We start from the raw sequence: 22,105 nt of genomic DNA on the forward strand, positions 1-22,105 counted from the left end.
CTTGATTGAATTAAACGTTACCGAACCAACCCAGCCAGCCCGCAATTAGCGGTGGCAGGTCGAACAGTTCTCCTGCGGGTGAATTCGCAGGCTTTCGGCGACTTCCTGACCGATGTTTTCCTGCCCCGGACCCGGCTCCCAGGCCAGATTAGTGACTTCATCCACGGGTCGCAGACTCGGCGTCGGATTGCGGTGACACTTCAGACAGAAGCCCATCGCAAGCGTGGCTTTCTGCTCGACAACTTCCATGCGATCGACACGGCCGTGGCACGATACACAACTCACCCCACGAGTGACGTGGGCACTGTGATTGAAGTACGCATAGTCCGGCAGGTCGTGAACTTTTCGCCAGACGACTGACTGGCCAGTAGCCGCCGACTCGCGAATCGGCTGCAGTTTGAGGCTGTTCACGTGGATTGCGACCGTGGGCGACTGCCCGTTCTGGTCGACGCCCTGGTGGCAGTTCAGACATGTCCCCACGGGAGGAATCGCCGCATGGGCGGCCACTTCAACCGTGTTGTGACAGTAGCGGCAATCCATCTTCAGCCGACCGGCATGCAGTGCGTGACTGAATGGAACGGGCTGCTCGGGACGATAGCCGACATCCGAGGTCGCCGGGTGGACGGCGTAGGCGAACAGACCCGTATAGTAGAGAGCCCCGATCCCCAGAAACCCGACCACGGCCGGCAATAACGGGTTAATCCAGGCTGGAAAGTGAAATCGACTCATTTAATCACCAGGCTGTGCAGAGACTCCGAAAACGGAAACTGAGTACCGGGTCCGCAGGACAGCGGACGGCAGTTCGGAAAGACCTGCGGAGTTAAACGTGGAAACTCCCCTCCGAGAAGTACGGGGCATGATAGTGACTTACCCTGAAAATGGAACCGCGACCGCTAGTCGCATCGCGTGACAAATTGCCGCAGAAATCGCGCACCGTTGCAGGAGTTTTCGACATTGCTCTCGACGCGTCTGCTCCCTGTTTTCTCGAAGAAAACGCTCCGAATCGGGCTTCGGGGAAACAGCAGCTCGGCACCGTGTCGTCCGTGCGATCGGGCAGGGGACAAAGTGTCGCAGGACGGCTGTTAACGAAAAACGGGTTCCTGCCTGAGACAGGAACCCGTGGAGTATTGTCGATGAGAGCGGATTGCTCGACCGTGCAGGAGCGTTTTTCACCTGAAGCGGCGGATCTGACGCGGACGCGACGTTTGCACCCTCAAGGAAGCAGTTCCAGAGGGCTTGCGGTCGGCGTTACGCGGTGGTTGAACCGTTTCCTTCCGCCGGTTTGACCGTTGGCCGATCCTGTTCCGGAAGACGACTCTCTCCGGCGGCCGCCTCTTCCGTGCCCGTCATTTTAACGAGCGTTTCCGGCAATTCGACGCCTCCGATGTCGCGCATCACCTGCAGCATCGGCGGCAATGTTCGCGACATTCCCTGCAGGAAGTTGGAAACGTTGCTCTTGTCGCCATTCCCCCCATTCTCCCAGACGACGATCTTGTCGAACTTGATCTTGGAGATCGCTTCGGCCGAGGCACTGGCCAGGCTGTCGAGGTGTTCGAGCAACAGCATCTGGAAGGCTTCTTTCGATCCGCCACAGGCACTGATGATCTCCCGGAGGCCTTCCCCTTTCTTGGCGAGAATCTCGTACTGACCGCGAGCCTCGGCTTCGAGTTTGGCGTAATTCGCTGCCGCTTCGGCGTCGGCTTCGAGCTTCTTGCGGGCGGCAGCCGCTTCGGCTTCGACGATCGTGCGGGCCTTTTCGGCTTTGGCGGGAGCTTCCAGTTTTGCGCGCTGTTCGGCTTCGACCTTCTCGGCTTCCGCGAGGGCCGCTTTGGCCATGGCCCGGTTCTGCACTTCAAGAACGGCGGCTTCCGCTTCTTTCTCGCGGGTCTTGGACCGTTCGTACGCTTCGGCCTGCTTCACCTGCAATGTTGCCTGAGCTTCAGCGACTTGGGCATCGGCTTCGGCTTCCCCGCGATACGCCTCGGCATTTGCACTGGCAACCGCGACACGTTTCTGACGGTTGGCGTCCGCGACAAGCGTTTCCTGTTCGAACATCGCCCGCTGCTTGCCGAATTCCTCTTCCTTGCTCAGCTCGGCGACACGCACGGTCTTTTCGCGATCGGCTTCCCGGATCCCGATTTCCTGCTCGCGGCGGGCGTTGGCGACCTCGATCAGCTTGTCCCGCTCGGCGGCGACAACGCGAATTTCCCCGAGTTTCTCCTGCTCGGCGACATCCCCACGGGCTTTTTGCACCGCTTCCGAAGCCGCCTTCTGGCCGATGGCCTGGATGTAACCCGACTCATCGGTAATGTCGGTGATGTTCACGTTGATCAGCACCAGGCCGATCTTCTTCAGTTCCGGCTCCAGCGAATTCTGAATGCTGCTCAGGAACTGTTCACGGTCCCGGTTAATATCTTCAATCTTCATTGAAGCGATAACCTGTCGCAGCTGACCGAAGATGATGTCCTCGGCCTGCTTCTTAACCGCCTGGCCGTTCAACCCGAGGAGACGAATGGCCGCGTTCTGCATGAGCTGAGGCTCGGTGCCGATCGCCACCGTGAAGACCGACGGCACGTTGACGCGAATGTTCTCGCTGGAGAGAGCATCCTTCAACGGAACTTCGATCTGAATCGGTTCCAGGGAAAGATAGGCGTAGTCCTGAATGATCGGCAGAACGAGACGGCCGCCCCCGTGAATGGTGGTCGACGACTTGCCTCCGCCGACGCTCCCGTACACAACCAGAATCTTGTTACTCGGGCAGCGCTTGTAGCGACTGGCGATGAACAGGCCCAGGCCGATCATCGCCGCGACGACGACCAGCGCCACGCCACCGTAAAAGCCGAGCTGTTCGAGCTGGGCGAGAATTGGGAGAAGGGAACCAGGCATGAGCGCGACCTCGTGATGAAAGGAACGTCAGACAGCTGCGGACGCGGGATCTGCAGCTGCAGATGTTGACTGTTGCGAACGAACTTCGACCGAATCTTCGCCGGTCACCCGTGTCACAACGATCGGGGTGCCGGTCTTCAACGCGGGTCCATCCGTTGTGGCGCGATATTCCATCGTGCGCCCTCCGAGAGTGATCTGCACCTTGCCGGCACCCGTGTCTTCGCCGGGAATCGTCAGGTAAACGGTCCCCATTTCTCCGACCGCTTCATTGATTTTCACGGTGCCGTCCGAGCGAAGCTTGTAAATCTGCTTGAAACTCCAGCCAACCAGATACAGCATGGCCAGCGCGGCCAGACAGGCGGTGGCAAAGGCTTTTTCCTGCGGCATGTGCTGCAGCGCTCCGAGTCCGGTCAGACCGAACACTGTGACTGCCGCGATGATTGAGCGGAAACTGACGATGCCGACAAACCAGCCATCGGTCAGGGCATCAGGGTGATGATCGAAATCGACCTCGGCGTCTCGCAGCGAGACATCGCCGTCGAGATCGGCATCCGGAAAATCAGCATCGGGGACGTCGAGATCGGGCGTGTCGAAATCAAGTTCGCCACCGCCATCGAGCCCGATCAGGAGCATGATGAACTGAACCGTAAATATCGTGCCGCCGATGACGGCACACCATGTGAAGAGACTTTCCATGGATGACTCCGCTGAGAACGTCGGGGAAGAGGGGAATCCATCATCCATCGACTTTAACGTCGGAACCATCCGTCGGTTCACGGAAAATCAGCGAGTTCAGAAAAACTTCGAGCCTCCGCGCCAATGATGGCTCTCGGAGACTCGTGGCAATTCCAGTGACTGAATCGCAAAGATCTCTACCGCAGTAGACTCGCTGCCGAAACCTACCAGTTATACGGATAGGGCGGCAGGTCGTGATTCAGGTGCATGTAATACGGAGCCGGCGGTGCCAGCGGAGCCATGCGGTAGCTCCAGGTGTAAGGCATCCAGTCGATCGTGTATGGTCCGTAGTAGGATTTCGGGGCGTAGTAACCGCCGTATCCGTAACCGTAACTGGTGCCGCCATAGCCGTAGCTGTCGTACGACTGCGAATGAGCATCGGCGTAGGCTTCGGGGGACGGCATAGTTTCCTCGGAACCGGTGAACGGATCGCCTTCCTTGAGCCAGATGTTGCGGTACCGAACCGGATTGCCGTGGTCCTGGAGGAGAATTGTCATCGGCTCGGGACCTTCCGGCTTGCCGGCTCCCGTCTTCGTCGTGATCTCGACGGCGTCGTGAATGACGATCCCGTTCTGCTTGACCGTGATCTTCATGTTGTCGGTCTTGTTGCCTTCGTCATCGAAGCGGGCCGCCCGGAACTTGATGTCGTACGTCTGCCAGCTGAGTGGCGGCAGGCACATATTGCGTTCGGGAGCCTTCACGCGATAGATGGCTCCACAGTGGTTGAACGCCAGCGGGTCGCCGAAGGAATCGAGCACCTGCACTTCGTAACGACGCTGCAGATAGACTCCGCTGTTGCCTCGGTCCTGAGAGGTTCCCAGCGGCTTGTACGGCAGGCGGAACTCGAGATGCAGTGTGAAGTCGCCAAAAGCGTCGACAGTCTCGCAACCTTCTTCAAGCAGACCGTTCTCGGTGACCGTCATGTTCTTCCAGTGATCGTTCTCTTGCCCATTGAAGAGCACGATTGCATCAGAAGGAGCGGGCAGGCCGATAGTGGCACTGCGGCGATCGTATTTTCGCAACACGCCGAGAGAGCGGCCGTCTTCATCGGAGAATGACGCCTGGTTGCGAGCCACGCTCACGTTCAAGTCGCCAACTTCTGCAGCCACGACTCCGTCTTCGAGAACGGTTTGGGCCCGCTGTGGTTCTTCTTCATCCCAGCCGTCGCCGGGGAGTCCACCACCGTAGAGGACGACATCGAAATTCTGTTGTCCGCGGGCGACAATCTGGAGGCCGACCTTGCCGGCTCCCGGCAGGTAGCCCATGTATTCACCCTGATAGCGGAAGTCGCTGTCGACCTCGGCCAGATCCTGCGTCGCCGGAGGCGAAACTTTCGGTGCGGCGGACAGAGTGCTGCCGTGAAAGAAAGCCGCGGCGGCAATCAGTAACCCAGAAACAGCTGGTGATTTGGAAGTGAGCACAGGAACCCCTCGTTGCATCGGTGCAGAAATCAAAGTTGTACGTCGATGTTCCGGGCGCATCTCAGCCGGGGGAATCGACGAATAGTTCTACTCTGCCATCCAGAGGCGACTGCTCGCAAGATTCTACCTGCGGACCGGCGGAAGAATCTGCAAACTGCAGAAATCGTAGCGGGTCCAGCGAACGGTCCGATGATCCGGGTTGCGCCCGGACGTGGCTTTTCAGCAACACGCGATCAGAAACAGACCCTTCGCGGAGGGGAACAACGCCCCGAGATGCCGATGCCGGCCAGGTGACGTCATTGCTTCTGAAACCCGAGTCCCTGTCCATTCAGTTCGCCGGTCTGAACCGTTCCCTCGGTCACATTGAACATGCCCGGATAGTCGTCCGCCCATTCTGCATTCGGGGCCGGGCAGTACTGGCGGCCGTTGCCTTCGATCGCGGCCACACCCGGGATGCGGGCGGCCAGGGAAGCCGAGTGCAGGAAGCTGAAGCCGGGACAGGTCAAATCCTGAACACAGAGAAACATGTTCTTCTTCTGGGCAGCCGCTGAAAGCAGCAGTGTTTCGGTCTGTCCCTTACACGCCTTGAACGCGACGCCGGTGTAGCCGAGTTGTTCGGCGTCGTGCAGCGAGTCTTGATTGATCAACGACTCGTCGATCACGACCGGCTTGATGGCAGCCGCCTGATGCATCCGGTTATCCGGGAACTTCTTCAGATCCCGATGCGTCGGCTGCTCGATGTACTGCACCCGCTCAAAGGCACCCGGCGACTTCTCCTGAATCCCTTTCAGGAAGCCGAGCACGTATTCGACGTTCTTGCATTTCTCGTTGAAGTCGAGCGAGTAAAACCACTTGTCGCAGCCCCGTTCCTTTTGAGCAACTTCCGAGATGGAATCGATTTCGACGACCCGTTCGATGTCCCAGTCCAGATCGTCGCCGTTCAGTTTGATCTTCAGATGGGTCAGTCCGTCGGCCAGGATCCACTCCGAGAGCGTTTCCGGCAGTCCATCGTTGATTCGCTGTGAAATGTCGGCGTCTTTCAACGGATCGACCGCCCCGACGAGATGATACAGCGGCAGTGTCGTCTTTGGTTCTCGCGAGGTGTATTGATCCAGATACTCGCCTTTGAAGTCGTCGCCGAGGTAATGCGACAGATCATGGTTCATATATTCAGACGAAAGCACGTTGAACGAACTCTGCCCGTGCAGACGCCCGTACCCATCGTGCACGGCGGCATCGAGGGGGCTGTTGGCGACGAGCTGAGCGAGAACCGGAATTGATTCCGGCATTTCGAGTTCGGCGATCACACCCGCGGCGATCTCTCCGTACTGTTCGATGAGTGCCAGCATCAGGTCGATGGGATGACCAAACTCCTTCAACTGCACCGCAGCGACCGCCGTCTTGAGGGCGAGTTGCTTCATCGCCGTTTCGGCGGCTGGCGGTTCAGTCACTTGAGACGGCCAGGCCCACACGTTGCCAAGCGGCATGCTGCCGTGGCCGATCGCACGGCGACCATCGCGTCCTTCGAGTTCGACTTCGACGTTGATCAGATCGGTCTGGGTGACGGTCCGTCCGCCGAACTTCAGCGGCGCGCGGAAAGGGACCGGGTCAAACGTCACGTCGGCGCGGACGATGCGGGCATCACGGGAGTTGGTCATTCGTCGAGTCTTCCCTGGAGTGGTTCACTCAGAGGCAGATGTTACGACCACTCCAGACGCAGCACCTGATGATTCTTGAAAACGAGGAGTCCGACCGGTTCGATCGGATGGACATCGACTTTAACGATTTCTTCTTCGGTCGGCGCGGCCCAGAGAAGGGAACCGTCATCGTCGAGGCGATAAACCGAGTTCTCGATCGTCGCCGCCAGAGAATGATTGCCTGAATAGCTGGTTGCGATCTTGCTGACTGTCCCCTCAAGAATGAACGAACCAGCGGTGTCGCCCTGTCCGGTGAAAGCCTGAATCCCCTGATTCAATGTCGCCAGCAGTACATGGCCCGTTTTGTGTACGACGGCCATGTCGCCCACGTTCGACCAGAGTGGCTGTTCCCAGACTTTTCGTCCGGCGATGGAATACGTCGCGAGCAGGCCATGCTCAGCAGCCGCGAAGACGACCGGCTCATCGACGAGAAAGCCGACGTAGCTCAACGGCCGGAGCGTTTCGATCACCGCTGCTTTCTTGCCGCGATCATCGAGGACCAGAGCGCCCCCATCAGCGGCTGCGACGAACGTAAAGACGCCGTAAGGATCGATCGCCAGCGTGGTGCAGTCGAACGGAATCTGGACCGTCCAGACGACTTTGAGCTTCGCGTCGATCCGGGCAATGGAGTTCTTGCCGACCAGAGCGGTCCCGAACTCGCCGGTTTCGCACCAGGAAAGGATTGTCACCGGTTCCTGCAATCGCGTCAGCAGTTTAACGTTGAGGAGCGGGTCGAGCCGATAGAGCGTGCCGAGGTCGTCGGAAACGGCGTAATCACCGGCTTCGAGCATGCTCTCGAATCCGGTGATTGCTGATTCCGCACGAAAGGATAAAACGGAATCAGGAGGCCGGCCGGCCCCCTGATTCATCCACTTCGGTGGTTCGATTTTCATGTCGCAGTTTCAACTGCCCAGGCGTCTTACGGAGTGCGGGTCAGCTGCGTGTCCTGCAACAGTTCGACGGCCTTCAGGATATCCGGGTCGGTATCGAGCGACTTTTCCGTCACTCGCAGATGTTCGCTCGCATCCCGAGGGACGAGCACATCCGGTTCGACGCCGATCTTAGTGTGGTTCAGGCCGTTTGGCGAGTAGAACTTGGCGGTTGTGAGCCGCAGTCCGCACGACTGGCTGACCGGGAAGATGCTCTGCACCGACCATTTCCCGTAGGACTTGCGTCCCACAAGAGTTCCACGCTGATGATCCCGAACAGCACCGGCGACAATCTCGCTGGCCGAGGCACTGTTTTCGTCGATCAGCAACACCAGAGGAACGTTCCAGGTTCCCGCCGAGTGAGCTGAGTAGGTCCAGTTCTGATCCGACGTACGTCCCTTGGTCGAGACGAGGACGCCGTTGTCGATCAGGCGATCGAGAACTTCGACAGCTGCGGTGAGCAGTCCACCCGGGTTGCCCCGGACGTCCCAGATCAGCGATTTCATTCCCTGACGGCTGAGTTGCGTCAACGCTTCGTCGAATTCCTGTGCGGTCGTCCGCTGGAAACCTGCCAGGCGGAGGTAACCAACACCGTTGGCTTCGTCGATGATCTTCGCGATCGGAACACTCTTTACTTTCACTTCGCGTCGAACAAAAGTGCCGGTCCGGTCCTGTCCGCGAGGATCAATCCATCGCAGTTGAACGCGGCTGCCCGACTTTCCGGTGATCAGAGACGCGGCCTCATCGGTTGGCTTGTCGAGCACATCCACACCATCGACATGCGTAATGAAGCATTCTGGTTCCAGTCCTCCGGCCAGAGCAGGGCTGTCCGGCAGCACATCGATCAGATGAATCCCCTTGCCGGCTTCCGACTTCATTTCGATGCCGAGTCCGACGAATTCGCCTTCAATGTTGCTGTAGAGATCCGTCAGTTTGCCCGGCGTGAGGTAGCTGCTGTAGTCGTCGAGGGCGTTACAGCCACCGAAGACGTACTCCAGGATGATCGGCACGCGGCTGATTCCCAGTTGGCTTTCCAACCGTTCGGCGACTTCAAGAACAAGCTTGCGTCCTTCATCGGGACCGCTGATCGGCTTGTTCCAGTACTCGTCGAAGAGCATTCGACGGGCGGCTTTCAGCTGATGATTGGTCACATCGTAGACGTGATGCTTCTCGAGGAAGGCCTCATTGTTGAGCGCCAGATAGACGCTTTCCGTGCCGTGAGCCAGAAAGTAAGTCGAGGAAAGGGAATCGACATAGTGGCTGTGAATCTTCATCAGCACTTCGTCGAGCAGTTCCAGCGACTGCCGGTCGGAAAGACGCAACAGCGATTTGCCATAGCTCGGATCGGCATAACGCCGATCGATCTGCATATGGAATCGAGCCCGCCGCAGACCGTATTTGAGCTCTTCATTGTCCGGCCAGAGTTCGAGAGCATCGCGATAATGGACAATTGCATCAGACCATTTTCGCGACCGCTCGAATTCCGCACCTTCGTAGACTGCCTGCCGAACTCCATCCTTATCGAGTTCCGACTCCGGGGAGCCGGTGACTTCGAGCACGTGACAGAGAACAACAGTCATACAGATCGCGCCACAGCACGATACAAACGATTTCCTGAATAAGGACATGCAGCGTTTCCCCCTCTAGTTGCTGCAAGTCGCCGCTTGTGATTCCTCCTGAGGAATCGCCTTCCAATTTAAAAGGCAATACTTAATGCGAATCGGCCGGATGTCGCTGCGGAACTCCCAATCTGTTCCCAGAGGCGACAACTGACAGACTCACGTGAGAATTCCATTCTCGAACAGCCCGACAAGCGTGGGCGACAGTGAATGATCAGTCTCAATAACTGTTGCCTTTGAACAACAGCATTGTTGAATTCAGCATACGTCACGTTTTTGGGGCGGTCAATTTTTTATCACGCGAATCACACCGCATAATCGGCATCCTCGGACCTCCTTGTCAGATCACGTCCGAAGAAGCGAAATATCCTTAAAGAACAGGGATATGCAGCTCATCGAATCTGGAGAATTCTGGCAAGGTCTCCGGAACTGTTCACATGGTTGTTCATGTCCTGGTAGGCGAGCTGTCCGGATCGGCTGGTTCTGGGGGATCGCGGGCGGGGCTGCGCTCGGCACGAGGCCGGCGCATCCAGGCCGACATTCCACTGACCGGTTTCTGCAAGTATTCCATCGAAGAGTGTCCCCTTCGGCCGGGCATCTTCGCTGGGAAGGATGTAACGATGACTGACACACAGCATCACACCGAACATCACCCGCGACCGGATATTTCGAAAGAGAGACGAATCATGGCAGCCACCACCACCAGTACGAATACGAGCATGGTCAAAGAAGTCGGCAAGCTGCGTTCTGCCAAGCAGACCCCGCAGGGCCGGTGTTGCAGCAGCTGTCGGAGTTGTCGTTCCTGTCGCAGCTGCCGAAGCTGTCGCTCATGCCGCAGCTGTGGCTGCCGCTAAAGCAAAATCAAAATTCGTCTGCAGGAGAAGCGTCAAATGCTCTAAGCGACGATATGCGGGGATTCCAACAAAAAGCGACCGGCCAGGCGATGTCTGTTCCGGTCGTTTTTCGTTTGGGAGGGGCTAAAGCTGCAACCGCTCCCAACTCAGAGCATCCCCTTCAGGCAGGTTCTGAAGGCCGAGTAAGCGGTACATCAGCCGCAACTGGGCTCGATGGTGCATGCCATGAGTGGCCAGATGCAGAATCGTTCCGCCATACGTTTTTGGCTGTGGCGGTTCATCGAGCGTGTCGAGATACGTGGAATCGAGCATTCCGTCGTCGACAATTCGACGAGAGAATGCGAACAACTCTCCGCTAGCCGTTTCATAACGTTGGAGCAGGTCCTCGATCGACGGTCCGCGAACGATGTGATCACGAACCGGACGTTGCTGCATCAGATCGAGCCAGCATTCCACGTTCCAGACGATATGTTCGAGCGTCGCCCGCACGGTGCGATGTCCGCAATCGAACTCTCGTTCGAGCTGGTCTCTGGAAAGTCCGCTTGCGATATCGAGGAACTGACGCGTTGTCGACGCGTCGTGTCCCAGCAAACGATCCAGCAGATCCATAATCCGACCTGTCTACGCCAGCTGACGCGTGGCCACGGTTCCTTCCGGCGAGTTGCGAACTTCGTAGCCGGCATCCTGGAGTTGATTGCGGATCTCGTCGGCTTTCGCATAGTCCTTGCTGGCGCGGGCGTCGTCGATGCCTTTGCAGAGGGCTTTCACGTCGAAACCGTCGTCTCCACCGCCTTCCTCTTCGAGGTCAGCGGCGTGTTCCATCGGAGCGACGTCCAGAATCCGGTTGATGGTTCTCAAGACCGCCAGCGATTCCTGCGGATTGTCATGCGAACCGGACATCCAGGGGAACAGCACGCCGAGTGCGCCGGAGATATTCAGGTTGTCTGAAAGGGCATTCAGGAAATCAGCGAGCACCGGATGGCTGTTATCGACTTCGGCTGCTTCCCCGCCGGTCTTCGCCTCCAGCATCTTGTTGAATTCGTTCAGCTTCCGGACAGCAGTTGCCGAGTCCTTGAGTCCCTTCTCGGTGAAGTTCATATTGCTGCCGTAGTGCGAGCGGAGCAACTCGTAACGCAGGACCGCTGGGTGAACTTCGCGGCCGGTGACCTTGCCGCCGAGAACGTCGCGAACGGTGTAGAAGTTGCCTTTACTTTTCGACATCTTCTCCCCCTCGACCATCAGGAAGCGGGCATGCATCCAGAAGCGGGCGAAGTAGTCTTTGCCGGAAGCTCCGCAGCTCTGGGCGATCTCGCATTCGTGGTGCGGGAAGATGAGGTCTTCGCCCCCGGTATGGATATCGATCACTTCGCGGCCGAGTAATTTGCGAGCCATGACCGAACATTCGATATGCCAGCCCGGATAACCGGTACCCCAGGGAGAATCCCATTTCATAATGTGACTCTGATCCGGCTTCCAGAGCAGGAAGTCGGCCGGGTGTCGTTTGGCCGCCTGATCGGTTTCCTGAACCCGTCCGCCCGAACCTTCGCGAAGTTGCTCCAGCGTGTTACCGCTGAGTGAACCATACTTCGGGAACGATTCGACGCTGTAATAGACGGCTCCGTCGGTGCCGACGTAGGCGTGACCGTTTTCGATCAGCTGGGAGATCATCTCCTGCATCTCGGTGATGTTGTTGGTCGCGTGCGGAATCCGCTGGGGATACTCGAAGGCAATCTTCAGGCCGAGCTTCCGGGCATCTTCCAGGAACGCTTTCGTGAAGAAGTCGGCGACCTGATAGGGGTCGTCCGGATTTTCGATGGCTCCGTCGGGGACCCGGCCGGACTTCTTGTCTTCTTTCAGACGCTTGGCCGCGGCTTCCATCTTGTCTTCGCCACCGCCATCGGCCACCTGATCGTCGGTCATATGGCCGACATCGGTAATGTTCATGACATGAATGACATCGTTGCCGATCACTTCGAGGAAGCGACGGATCAAATCCGCAAACAGGAACGAGCGGAAATTCCCGATATGGGCGAAGTCGTAAACGGTCGGACCGCAGGAATACATGCGAACCGTTCCCGGCTCGAGTGGCTGAAATTCCTCGGTCTGGTGATTGAGACTGTTGTAAAAACGGATCGCCATCGGACAGAGCTTCCCTACGCAACGCGGTGATCTACAGAATACAGGTACGATTCGTAATCTGATGGATTTTGGCGGGCTTGAAAAGAGCAGTTTTCAGCCGGTGACGAACGAAGAAATCCCCCGCCGACCGTGAAGGCCGTAGCAGTCCCAGGATTGGCACGGGCGTTCATTAAAGCAGTTTCACGACAAGACCAACTTTGTGGTGTGGCTAAGTGTAGCCGTGACTAAACGTCCTGTTTATGAATAACGATATCTGCAAGCCTTGAAATCTAAAGGCTCCTGCTTAGAATTCCACCCCCCTTTGCTTCCCCCAAGTTAACGGGCCAACCTTTATTGCTATTCTGGAGACTCAATGAATCTGTCGCTTCGTGATCGGCGTGGCTTTACGCTGATCGAACTTCTCGTTGTTATCGCTATCATCGCGATTCTGGTGGCGCTGCTCCTTCCGGCTGTTCAACAGGCCCGCGAAGCCGCTCGCCGCAGCAGCTGCAAGAACAATCTCAAGCAGATTGGCCTGGCTCTGCATAACTATCACGATACCCACAGCGCTTTCCCCCCGCTCATCGTTCAACCGGTGAACGCTCAGGGATCCGCCAACCATGCCACTGCATGTGCCGCAAGTTGCTGGCCCGGCTGGGGCTGGCAGGCCTTTATTCTGCCGTTCGTGGAACAGCCCGCTCTGTATGACGCCGCCGGCATCGGTGAAGGCAGCAAGCCCTTCGACCGACAGACGGAAGTCCGCACGGTGATCAACACCTATATGTGTCCTTCTGACGTCGGTTCGCCGCTGGATAATGGCTCGATGTGGAACCGCTTCACCAACGATGGCTGGGAAGCTGCCAAGTCGAACTACATGGCCGCCAACGATCACGATTTCACGAACCGTGACAATGGCGATACCAGCCCGTCGCACAATCCCTCCGGCATGTTCTGGAAGCACAGCAAGGTGCAGATGCGGGACATTACGGATGGAACCAGCAACACGATTATGGTCGGTGAACGTCGATACGAGCGTTCCGGCGTCAACGCTTCGGCTGGAGTCTGGGCCGGCACCATTGCCGCGACTCACGAAAACGATTTCGGTTACGACAACTGCGGCACTGGTCACGTGAATATCAACGGCCAGGTCACTGGCTGGGATTTCGTGAAGGGCTTCAGCAGTCAGCACCAGGGCGGAGCTCAGTTCGTTCTGGCTGATGGTTCGGTCCGCTTCATCTCGGAGAATATCGATCACAACCGGGATCAGACCGCGAACAGCACCTACGAGTTCCTGCTCAATCGGCAGGACGGCGAGGTGATCGGCGAGTTCTAAGTCGCCTGACAGTTCTCCGAAACAGGGTAGCGATTCGTCGCTGCCCTGTTTTTATTTTGAGACCGGCGAACGTGTCCGCGTCGTTTTGACCAAGGCGCCGCAGCGTCAGTTGCCGCGAGAAGCCGTTCGTACTATCGTCCGTAAAAATACGTGAACCCTCCGGCTGCATTGAGTTACAAGGACTGCCCTCATGGCTGATCAGAATATCCGCAAAGTCATCATCATCGGCTCCGGTCCGGCGGCCTGGTCGGCGGCAATTTACACCTCCCGCGCCAATCTCGAGCCGCTCGTCTTCGAGGGAGCCTTCACCGAAGACAACCGGGTCAAAGGGACACTTCCGCTCGGTCAGCTCGCTCTGACGACCGAAGTCGAGAACTTCGCAGGGTTTCCGGCTGGCGATCTGACCGGCTACTTTGAAACCGCCTTCGACGAACGCAAGGCCGAAGAACTCAAGTCGACCCACCACAAGAAGGGCGTCAGCGGTCCGGAACTGATGGAACTGATGCGGAAGCAGGCGACAAACTTCGGCACCGAAGTCATCACCGATGATGTTGTTTCCTGCGATCTGTCGCAGCGGCCTTTCACCTTGAAAACACTGCAGGGCAAGGAATTCCAGGCGCACACGATCATCATCGCCACCGGAGCCCGCGCGAATTATCTCGGTCTGGAGTCGGAAGACCGCTTCAAAAACCTGGGGGTTTCCGCCTGTGCTGTCTGTGACGGTGCCCTCCCGCGGTTCCGAAACAAGCCACTTGTCGTCGTCGGCGGCGGTGATTCGGCCATGGAGGAAGCGACCTTTCTCACGAAGTTCGCCTCAACGGTTTACATCGTGCACCGCCGTGATGAGTTCCGAGCCAGCAAGATCATGGTCGAACGGGCTCTGTCGAACGAGAAGATCAACGTCAAATGGAACACGGTGATCGATGAAGTTCTCGGCGATGAGAAGCAGGGCGTGACCGGGGTGCGGATTCGCAGCACGGTCGATGAGAGCCAGACCGAAGAGCTCGATGTGACCGGCTACTTCGCCGCGATCGGCCATACGCCGAACACCGATTTCCTCGACGGTCAGGTCGAAACGCATCCTAACAAATACATCAAATGGACCGTGCCGTTCCGCACGAACACCAGCGTTGAAGGCGTTTTCGCCGCCGGAGACGTGGCCGATGACTACTACAAACAGGCCATCAGCGCCGCCGGCAGCGGCTGTATGGCGGCTCTCGACGCCGAACGCTGGCTCGCCGCCCAGGGCCATCATTGATCCAGATCTGACCATCGACGGGTGCCATGCCCACGCTCGCGTGGGCATGTTGGTATCGGACGCTGAGATACAACTGCCTGCCTAAACAAACATGGGCATCGCCCCCCCAGGCTTGTGGTCCGAATCTCGGCCCACCGGCAGGGTGGCATAGACCTTCCTGTCTGTGCACAATGGGCAAACGTGACATCAAGAACCTGTGAATCCTCTCGACAGGAAGTGAATTCCTCATGCTGACCGAAGAAGGCTGCAAGAAACGCCGTTCGCTGCTCTGGTCCCAAGTTCCCGATCATCTGGAATGGCTGCTCATTGCCGATCCCCGGCACGTGCAGTATCTGTCGAACTTCATGGTTCAGCCGCTTAGTTTCTCACTGGGCGAGCGATGCCTTCTTTTGCTCGAACGCGACGGCGAGAAGGCGACTCTGCTGGGCGATAACTTCTCAATTCGATCGGCTTCCGCTCAGGCGTTTGTCGACGAAGAAGTCGTCGAAGGCTGGTACGATCACAAGCATTCGGTCATCAATCGAGACCACGCCCTGTTTAACGCGGTGAAAACCGTGGCTGAGCGACTGCTGGGCAAACCCGGTTCGGTCGAAGCGGAATGGCTGCCCGTGGGGGCATGGGAAATTCTGGCCGCCGGTCACGAATCGCATTCGGTCTCGAAAGAAGACGGCGGCAAGCACAAAACCACGTCGCTCGATCTCGGAACGACCATCCGCTCTCTGCGTCGCAGTAAGCACGCCGACGAAATCGAACTGATGAAGGTCTGCATGAAAGCCGGCGCCGCCGGTCAGAAGCGGGCTCGCGAGGTCATCGGCGAAGGTGTCACCGAGTTCGAGATGTATCGCCAGGTTCAGGAGGCCGCTTTGGCTGCTGCTGGTCGACCGGGACTCGTTTACGGCGACTTCCGCGCCTGCACCACGAAGAATCCGAAACAGGGCGGACTGCCGACTGATTACAAACTGCAGTCCGGTGACCTGTTCGTGCTCGACTACTCGGTTGTCCTCTGTGGCTATCGCAGCGACTTCACCAACACGCTGGCGGTGACGATTCCGACTGACGAGCAAAGCAAGTTCTTCGAGCTCTGCTCGGCCGGGATGAAGGCCGGGGAAGAAATGCTCAAAGCCGGTGTGAAGTGCGCCGACGTTTACAAAGCCGTCAAGCAGCCGTATCTCGATGCCGGCAAGGGCGACATCTTCACTCATCACGCCGGTCACGGCCTCGGGCTCGGGCATCCTGAAGCCCCGATCCTCGTTCCGGAAAGCACCGACACGCTGCAGGCTGGCGACGTTGTCACGCTGGAACCGGGGGCGTACGAAGAAGGTGTCGGCGGTATGCGGATCGAACACAACTATCTGATCACCGAAACCGGTTACGAACGGTTGAGTGATCATGAAATCTCCCTGACCTGATCCTTTCCGTGGCCGAACCCTTTTCCGAATTTGTCCAACGTCAGCTGGCGACAATCCAAACCGAAGGATTGCTGCGGAAACGTCGGCTGGTCGAACCACTTGGTGAAGGGCGCTGCCGACTGAATGGTCGCGAACTCTGGGACTTTTCCAGCAACGACTATCACGGCCTGGCCAACCATCGCGAAGTGATTGCCGCGGCGTGTGAGTCGACTCGCACGCACGGTCTTGGAGCCCGTGCCAGCGTGTTGATTTCCGGATGGACGCCGGCTCATCAGGCCCTTCGCGATCAACTGGCCACCTTCGAAGCGGTCGAAGATGTCCTGCTCTGTTCGTCGGGTTACGCGGCCTGTCAGGGAGCGATTGCCGCTCTGGTCAAACCGGGCGATCTCGTCTTCTGCGATCGGCTCAACCACGCCTGTTTGATCGATGGCTGCCGGCTCTCGGGGGGATCGCTGCGGGTGTTTCGGCACTCGGAACTCGATGCCCTCGAACGGCAGCTGCAGAAGTTTCAGTCACACCAGGGACGACGCTGGATCGTTACCGAGACGGTCTTCGGTATGGACGGCGTTCTGGCTCCGCTGGCTCGGCTCGTTGAACTGGCGGAGCAGTACGACGCCACAATCATCTGCGACGAAGCCCACGCGACCGGCGTGTATGGCTCGACCGGACAGGGAGCGGTGACGGAGCTTCGGGAGTCGGGCCATTGCGACGCCGATCTGATCAACCGTCGAATCGCTGTGCGAGTCGGCACACTCAGCAAGTCGCTCGGGTCCCAGGGAGGATTCGTCGCCGGTTCCGCCGCCCTCATTCAGCTGCTGTGGAATACCGCCCGGCCGCTGATGTTCTCGACCGGATTGTCCGTTGCCGCCTGTGGAGGCGCTGCGGCGGCCATTCGAATCCTTCAGGACGATCCCGACCGCTGCAGTCGCCTGCGTAAAAGCTCAGTCGAGTTCAGACAGACTCTCAGAGATGCCGGCCTCACGCTTCTGGGCGATTCCGATTCTCCTATTGTTTCGGTTGTTCTGGAAGATCCTGACCGCACAATGAACTGGGCCAGCGAACTGGAAGTCGCCGGATTTCTTGTTGGAGCGATTCGCCCTCCAACTGTCCCTCACAACACCGCCCGACTGCGCATCTCACTCAGCTCGGTTCACTCGCCGGATGTGCTGAATGAACTGACGCAGGTCCTGTTGAAACTTCACGAAACATCGCACGTATGACTGACAACCAAACGTCTCTCACCGATCAGGATGTCCATCCTGCAATCAGCAAAGCCGGACTGGCCGACGAATATCCGTTCGCCTCGCGGTTTCTGCAAACGGAATTCGGGAACATCCACTACATCGACGAAGGGCAGGGACCGGTTCTGCTGTTCGTGCATGGCAACCCGACGTGGAGTTTCGCCTGGCGGAATCTGATCAAGCAGCTGTCGCCGGAATATCGCTGCGTCGCGATTGATCATCTCGGCTGTGGACTGTCGGACAAGCCGCAGCTTCGAGCCTATCACCTCAGTCAGCACGTCGATCGTCTGCAGAAGCTCATTGAATCGCTGCAGTTACGGAACATCACGTTGATCGCTCATGACTGGGGAGGAGCGATTGGCTGCGGGGCTGCTGGTCGGACGCCGGATCAGTTCTCGCGACTCGTGCTCATGAATACGGCGGCCTTCCGATCCAAACGGATTCCGCTTCGCATCGCTGTCTGTCGCACGCCGCTGCTTGGTACGGTTGGCGTTCGCGGGCTGAATCTCTTTGCGGGAGCCGCCGTCCGAATGGCGGTTAACGAAGCATCACCATTGCCGGAGCGGATCAAGAAGGGCTACCTGCTGCCGTACGAATCGTGGAACGATCGGATTGCCGTCGACAAATTCGTGAAGGACATCCCACTCCGTCCGACGCATCCGAGTTACCGGGCTCTTGTCGAGATCGAAGAGAATCTAGAGCGTCTCAAGGGGAAGCCGATGCTGCTGCCCTGGGGCATGAAGGACTGGTGCTTCACGCCCCATTTTCTCCGGGAGTTCCAGACACGCTTCCCATCCGCGCAGGCGGTTGAATTTCCGACAGCTGGACACTATCTGTTCGAAGAGCGTCCCGACGATCTCACTGCGGCGATTCGGCAGTTTCTCGATCAGAACTCATAAGTTGGTGGCTCGGGGATCGGCTGGCGGATGAGGTGGGCGTTCTTCAGAACGACGACCACAATGAATCCAGCTGCGAAACCGCCGATATGGGCCCACCAGGCGACGCCACTGGCTTCGGTTCCTCCCGGAGCAAACGAGCCCTGCAGCAACTGGAACAGAATCCAGATCCCCAGAAATACCTGCGCGGGCAGCCGTACGGTGAAGAAGATGATAAAAAGGGGCACCAGGGCCACCACTTTCGAGTGCGGATAGAGCACAAAATAGCCTCCCATCACTCCCGCAATGGCCCCGCTGGCTCCAATGGTCGGCATGGTGGACCCCGGCATGCTTGCGAAGTGCGCCAGTCCGGCCAGGACCCCCGTTCCCAGATAGAACAGCAGATAGCCGAAGTGTCCAAAGCAGTCTTCCACGTTGTCTCCGAAGATAAACAGGAACAGCATGTTGCCCAGGAAGTGCATCCAGCCGCCGTGGAGAAACATGCACGTGATCAACGTGAGAATCGGAGGAACGGCTGAAGGAGCGGCAGGTCGGGAGACGATCTCATATTCGCCCGGCCGTCCGCCGGGAGCCGGCTGGTACTCTTCAAGGGTGACTTCCGCTCCCGGATTGATCAGCCTGGCGGGAATCATCCCATAACGTTCCACCAGATTGGTGCCGGATCCCTCTCCCGTGATCTGCTGAAAAAAGACGACCGCACAGATGATGATCAGCAGATAGTTAATGAACGGAGTGCTTCGGGAAGGCACGGTATCGTGAAGTGGAATCATGGTGTCGGAGTGCTTTCAAGGCAGGATTTGGGGCTTCGCCACGCCGGTGAAATCGAGTGCGGTCGATGACTAACAAGTTCCGCGCCAATTGAACGGAGGAGAAGAGGATTTCTCTCCCGTTCAATCTACATTAACAGTCTGAAATCGCTTGTCAGCAGGCCGGGACGTGATTAGACTTCCCAATCACCAAAAATTGGGAGCCGCCGCAGCCGGTACGCCCGTACACAGCAGTTACCCTGGATTTTCGAGCTATGCAAAAAGACATTCATCCTGATTACCATTCCGTCGTCTTCATGGATACCGGTTCAGGCGATAAGTTCCTGACCCGTTCGACGATGAAGTCGAAGGAAACCGTGAAGTGGGAAGACGGGAACGAGTATCCCCTGGTGAAGGTCGATATCAGTGCCTACTCCCATCCATTCTTCACCGGCCAGATGAAGTACGTCGATACCGCCGGTCGCGTCGAGAAGTTCCAGAAGAAGTACAACTGGGCTCAGCGAGGAAAGAAGGCTTAGCTGCTGCGAACGCTCGCGGCGATCGGCTGATCGTACGCGTGGAACTCTTTCCCCGCTTGCCGGATAGCCCGGCTGTTCGCACTCAAGGCTAAGTTGCATCATGTTTCCCAGTCTGGAAACGAAATACCGCCGCTTTCAGGAACTCGAGAAGAAGCTGGTCGATCCGGAAATTCTCTCGGACCCCCAGAAGCTGTTGTCGATTCAGAAAGAATACGGCGGCCTGAAAAAGGTCGCCGCAGCCCTGAAGAGCTACCACGCTCTGAAGGACGACATCGAAGCGGCCGAGATGATGCTGGAGGAAGAGGACGACCCCAAGGATCGGGAGTACGCCCGCAAGGAACTCGATCAGCTCGAAGAGCAGATGGAGAAAATGCAGGAGGAACTCGAGGACCTGGCAACAGCCGGCGACTCGATTACTCGCGGCGGGCTGATTATGGAAATCCGGGCCGGTACCGGCGGCGACGAAGCGGCTCTGTTCGCCCGCGACCTCTACGACATGTATACGCGGTACCTGGATATTCAGGGCTGGAAGCACGAAGTTCTTGATTTTCAGCCCACGGAACTGGGTGGGATCAAGGAAGTCGTTGTTTCCATCACCGGCGAAGGCGCCTTCCACGCACTGCAGTTCGAAAGTGGTGGGCACCGCGTTCAGCGCGTTCCTGAAACCGAAACGCAGGGGCGGATTCAGACCAGTGCCGCCACCGTGGCTGTCATGCCCGAAGCGGACGAAGTCGAAATCGACATCCGGGATGAAGACCTGCAGATCGACACCTACCGGGCTTCCGGACCAGGCGGTCAAAAGGTTAACAAGACCGAATCGGCGATCCGCATCACGCACATTCCGACCGGAACCGTGGTGACGTGTCAGGATGAAAAGAGCCAGCACAAGAACAAGGCCAAGGCCATGAAGGTGCTGCGGAGCCGAATTCTGGAAGCCCAACAGCAGAAAGAGGCCAACGAACGGGCCGAGCATCGCCGCACTCTGATTGGAACCGGAGACCGCAGCAGCCGCATTCGGACCTACAACTACCCGCAGGCTCGCGTGACAGATCACCGCATTGGTTTGACCCTCCACAAGCTCGACCAGATAATGCAGGGGAATCTGGATGAGCTGATCCAGCAACTGCTCGAATTCGATCGCCAGGAACGACTCAACAGCCAGGCGACCGACTAACTGTCAAACTCAAGGATGGTGCAGAGATTTATCTCTGTACCGCGAAGCGGCAAGCGGCTTGTCTTGCGAGTTGTTCAAAAAATCCGCGCCGAATGACGCACAGGCAGGAATGGCTGTGCCACCCTGCCGGCAGGTATGCTTCATTGTCAGTAAGACCTTGAGTTCGAGCAGTTGGGACAGCAACTCCAGACACTGGCCGAGCCAGTGGCAACCTGATCGATCGGATTGTCAGGAGGACGTTCTTGGAACAGTCGGAAGTTCAAAAGCCGGTGACCCCCGAATCAGCCGAACCCTGGACATTGCAGCGAATCCTGCAGTGGACCACGGATCATCTGAAAAAGCATGGAATCGAATCGGCACGTCTCGAAAGCGAGATTCTGCTCGCTCACGCCCGCAAGTGTCAGCGCATCGAGCTTTACACGCACTTCAATGAGATCGTCAGTGACGACGTTCGTGCGAAGATGCGAGATCTCGTCAAACGACGGGTCAGGCACGAGCCGGTCGCCTATCTGGTCGGTCGCAAAGAGTTCTTCAGTCTCAACTTCGCCGTCGGCCCCGGCGTTTTTGTGCCGCGACCGGAAACCGAGACTCTCGTCATGGAAGGTCTCTCGGCTCTGCAGGAGGTGAAGAACCCTCGCATTCTCGAACTCTGCTCCGGCAGCGGCTGCATCTCCATTTCGCTGGCCAAACAACGGGCCGATGCCCGTGTGACCGCGGTCGAACTCCACGATGCTCCGTTTCAGGCCACGACCCACAACGCGGAGAAACTCAAGGTCGCCGACCGGATGCAGGTCCTGCAGGGAAGTCTGTTCGAACCGGTCCCCAAAGAACCGTTCGATCTGCTCGTGAGCAATCCTCCCTACGTTCGAAAGGACGAGATCCCCGGCCTGGCCCCCGACATCGTGCACCACGAACCGCACGCGGCTCTCGACGGCGGAGAAGACGGCCTTGATTTCGTCCGCGAGATTCTGACCCAGGGCCCGGACTACGTCCGCTCCGGCGGCGTCTGTCTGCTCGAAATGGATCCCGCTCAGATGAATGACGCCATCACCTTTGCAGAACAGACGGGCCAGTGGACCGACCTTCGCGGCATCAACGATCTGGCTGGGAAACCCCGGTTCCTGTTTGCCCGTCGGAAGTAAGAGTAAGAAATAGGGTGGCCCGGCCGAAGCGGCCGGGTGACGAAGTCACAAGAGGCAGCGCCATGTGCGCGAGAACGGCTCGCTGACGGACCACCTGTATGGCGCAGC

The 22,105-nt window shown here is 58.0% G+C and carries 18 protein-coding genes; 8 read left to right on the plus strand and 10 right to left on the minus strand.

Features of this window, described 5'->3' with window-relative positions; all coding sequences use genetic code 11:
* Positions 1 to 45 precede the first annotated feature (45 nt).
* The 9 genes from L1A08_RS15450 to cysS form a co-directional block, all read right to left on the minus strand.
* Positions 46 to 729, minus strand: coding sequence for a cytochrome c3 family protein (locus L1A08_RS15450; protein WP_238757342.1), 684 nt, complete (start codon positions 727 to 729; stop codon positions 46 to 48).
* 519 nt (positions 730 to 1,248) lie between these two features.
* Positions 1,249 to 2,886, minus strand: a complete 1,638-nt coding sequence (locus L1A08_RS15455; RefSeq protein ID WP_238757343.1) for a flotillin family protein — start codon at positions 2,884 to 2,886, stop codon at positions 1,249 to 1,251.
* 27 nt (positions 2,887 to 2,913) lie between these two features.
* Positions 2,914 to 3,582, minus strand: a complete 669-nt coding sequence (locus L1A08_RS15460; protein ID WP_238757344.1) for a hypothetical protein — start codon at positions 3,580 to 3,582, stop codon at positions 2,914 to 2,916.
* 203 nt (positions 3,583 to 3,785) lie between these two features.
* Complete coding sequence (locus L1A08_RS15465) at positions 3,786 to 5,042, minus strand: 3-keto-disaccharide hydrolase (protein WP_238757345.1); 1,257 nt, start codon at positions 5,040 to 5,042, stop codon at positions 3,786 to 3,788.
* A 296-nt stretch (positions 5,043 to 5,338) separates the two neighbouring features.
* On the minus strand, positions 5,339 to 6,700 hold the full coding sequence (locus tag L1A08_RS15470) for an enolase C-terminal domain-like protein (RefSeq protein ID WP_238757346.1): 1,362 nt from the start codon (positions 6,698 to 6,700) through the stop codon (positions 5,339 to 5,341).
* Between the two features lie 41 nt (positions 6,701 to 6,741).
* Entirely contained in the window at positions 6,742 to 7,632 is an 891-nt protein-coding gene (locus L1A08_RS15475) for a hypothetical protein (protein ID WP_238757347.1), read from the minus strand.
* A 26-nt stretch (positions 7,633 to 7,658) separates the two neighbouring features.
* On the minus strand, positions 7,659 to 9,248 hold the full coding sequence (locus L1A08_RS15480) for a S41 family peptidase (protein WP_238757348.1): 1,590 nt from the start codon (positions 9,246 to 9,248) through the stop codon (positions 7,659 to 7,661).
* Between the two features lie 1,016 nt (positions 9,249 to 10,264).
* On the minus strand, positions 10,265 to 10,750 hold the full coding sequence (locus tag L1A08_RS15485) for a DinB family protein (RefSeq protein ID WP_238757349.1): 486 nt from the start codon (positions 10,748 to 10,750) through the stop codon (positions 10,265 to 10,267).
* A gap of 12 nt (positions 10,751 to 10,762) precedes the next feature.
* Positions 10,763 to 12,280, minus strand: coding sequence for a cysteine--tRNA ligase (gene cysS / locus L1A08_RS15490; protein WP_238757350.1), 1,518 nt, complete (start codon positions 12,278 to 12,280; stop codon positions 10,763 to 10,765).
* A 352-nt stretch (positions 12,281 to 12,632) separates the two neighbouring features.
* Here cysS and L1A08_RS15495 point away from each other — a divergent pair, with 352 nt between their 5' ends.
* The 5 genes from L1A08_RS15495 (at position 12,633) to L1A08_RS15515 (ending at position 18,399) form a co-directional block, all read left to right on the plus strand.
* Complete coding sequence (locus L1A08_RS15495) at positions 12,633 to 13,592, plus strand: DUF1559 domain-containing protein (RefSeq protein WP_238757351.1); 960 nt, start codon at positions 12,633 to 12,635, stop codon at positions 13,590 to 13,592.
* Between the two features lie 190 nt (positions 13,593 to 13,782).
* The gene (locus L1A08_RS15500; RefSeq protein ID WP_238757352.1) at positions 13,783 to 14,850 is read left to right on the plus strand and encodes an NAD(P)/FAD-dependent oxidoreductase; all 1,068 of its coding nucleotides are present in this window, start codon (positions 13,783 to 13,785) and stop codon (positions 14,848 to 14,850) included.
* 227 nt (positions 14,851 to 15,077) lie between these two features.
* Positions 15,078 to 16,259: a M24 family metallopeptidase gene (locus L1A08_RS15505; protein ID WP_238757353.1), complete on the plus strand. Its 1,182-nt coding sequence runs from the start codon at positions 15,078 to 15,080 to the stop codon at positions 16,257 to 16,259.
* A gap of 8 nt (positions 16,260 to 16,267) precedes the next feature.
* Positions 16,268 to 17,479, plus strand: a complete 1,212-nt coding sequence (locus L1A08_RS15510; RefSeq protein WP_238757354.1) for an aminotransferase class I/II-fold pyridoxal phosphate-dependent enzyme — start codon at positions 16,268 to 16,270, stop codon at positions 17,477 to 17,479.
* Positions 17,476 to 18,399 carry an alpha/beta fold hydrolase gene (locus L1A08_RS15515; RefSeq protein WP_238757355.1) on the plus strand — a complete coding sequence of 308 codons (924 nt, stop codon included), beginning with the start codon at positions 17,476 to 17,478 and terminating at the stop codon, positions 18,397 to 18,399. The genes L1A08_RS15510 and L1A08_RS15515 overlap by 4 nt, the downstream gene beginning before the upstream one ends.
* Here the strand turns inward: L1A08_RS15515 and L1A08_RS15520 are convergent.
* Positions 18,387 to 19,166, minus strand: coding sequence for a rhomboid family intramembrane serine protease (locus tag L1A08_RS15520; RefSeq protein ID WP_238757356.1), 780 nt, complete (start codon positions 19,164 to 19,166; stop codon positions 18,387 to 18,389). The genes L1A08_RS15515 and L1A08_RS15520 overlap by 13 nt on opposite strands.
* Positions 19,167 to 19,417: 251 nt before the next feature.
* On the opposite strand from L1A08_RS15520, the gene L1A08_RS15525 reads away from it, so the two are divergent.
* From L1A08_RS15525 to prmC, 3 genes are all read left to right on the plus strand, one after another.
* The gene (locus L1A08_RS15525) at positions 19,418 to 19,681 is read left to right on the plus strand and encodes a type B 50S ribosomal protein L31 (protein WP_238757357.1); all 264 of its coding nucleotides are present in this window, start codon (positions 19,418 to 19,420) and stop codon (positions 19,679 to 19,681) included.
* A gap of 100 nt (positions 19,682 to 19,781) precedes the next feature.
* Entirely contained in the window at positions 19,782 to 20,855 is a 1,074-nt protein-coding gene (prfA, locus tag L1A08_RS15530) for a peptide chain release factor 1 (RefSeq protein ID WP_238757358.1), read from the plus strand.
* 242 nt (positions 20,856 to 21,097) lie between these two features.
* Positions 21,098 to 21,997 (plus strand): peptide chain release factor N(5)-glutamine methyltransferase, encoded by a 900-nt coding sequence (gene prmC, locus L1A08_RS15535; protein WP_238757359.1) that lies wholly within the window; start codon positions 21,098 to 21,100, stop codon positions 21,995 to 21,997.
* Positions 21,998 to 22,105 lie beyond the last annotated feature (108 nt).

It is taken from the genome of Rubinisphaera margarita, from assembly GCF_022267515.1.
GTDB lineage: Bacteria > Planctomycetota > Planctomycetia > Planctomycetales > Planctomycetaceae > Rubinisphaera > Rubinisphaera margarita.

What these genes read in the sequence shown, in the direction of transcription:
- L1A08_RS15450 (WP_238757342.1), bottom strand. Translation starts at nt 729, where the DNA reads ATGAGTCGATTTCACTTTCCAGCCTGGATTAACCCGTTATTGCCGGCC.
- L1A08_RS15455 (WP_238757343.1), bottom strand. Translation starts at nt 2,886, where the DNA reads ATGCCTGGTTCCCTTCTCCCAATTCTCGCCCAGCTCGAACAGCTCGGC.
- L1A08_RS15460 (WP_238757344.1), bottom strand. Translation starts at nt 3,582, where the DNA reads ATGGAAAGTCTCTTCACATGGTGTGCCGTCATCGGCGGCACGATATTT.
- L1A08_RS15470 (WP_238757346.1), bottom strand. Translation starts at nt 6,700, where the DNA reads ATGACCAACTCCCGTGATGCCCGCATCGTCCGCGCCGACGTGACGTTT.
- L1A08_RS15475 (WP_238757347.1), bottom strand. Translation starts at nt 7,632, where the DNA reads ATGAAAATCGAACCACCGAAGTGGATGAATCAGGGGGCCGGCCGGCCT.
- L1A08_RS15480 (WP_238757348.1), bottom strand. Translation starts at nt 9,248, where the DNA reads ATGACTGTTGTTCTCTGTCACGTGCTCGAAGTCACCGGCTCCCCGGAG.
- L1A08_RS15485 (WP_238757349.1), bottom strand. Translation starts at nt 10,750, where the DNA reads ATGGATCTGCTGGATCGTTTGCTGGGACACGACGCGTCGACAACGCGT.
- cysS (WP_238757350.1), bottom strand. Translation starts at nt 12,280, where the DNA reads ATGGCGATCCGTTTTTACAACAGTCTCAATCACCAGACCGAGGAATTT.
- L1A08_RS15495 (WP_238757351.1), top strand. Translation starts at nt 12,633, where the DNA reads ATGAATCTGTCGCTTCGTGATCGGCGTGGCTTTACGCTGATCGAACTT.
- L1A08_RS15500 (WP_238757352.1), top strand. Translation starts at nt 13,783, where the DNA reads ATGGCTGATCAGAATATCCGCAAAGTCATCATCATCGGCTCCGGTCCG.
- L1A08_RS15505 (WP_238757353.1), top strand. Translation starts at nt 15,078, where the DNA reads ATGCTGACCGAAGAAGGCTGCAAGAAACGCCGTTCGCTGCTCTGGTCC.
- L1A08_RS15515 (WP_238757355.1), top strand. Translation starts at nt 17,476, where the DNA reads ATGACTGACAACCAAACGTCTCTCACCGATCAGGATGTCCATCCTGCA.
- L1A08_RS15520 (WP_238757356.1), bottom strand. Translation starts at nt 19,166, where the DNA reads ATGATTCCACTTCACGATACCGTGCCTTCCCGAAGCACTCCGTTCATT.
- L1A08_RS15525 (WP_238757357.1), top strand. Translation starts at nt 19,418, where the DNA reads ATGCAAAAAGACATTCATCCTGATTACCATTCCGTCGTCTTCATGGAT.
- prfA (WP_238757358.1), top strand. Translation starts at nt 19,782, where the DNA reads ATGTTTCCCAGTCTGGAAACGAAATACCGCCGCTTTCAGGAACTCGAG.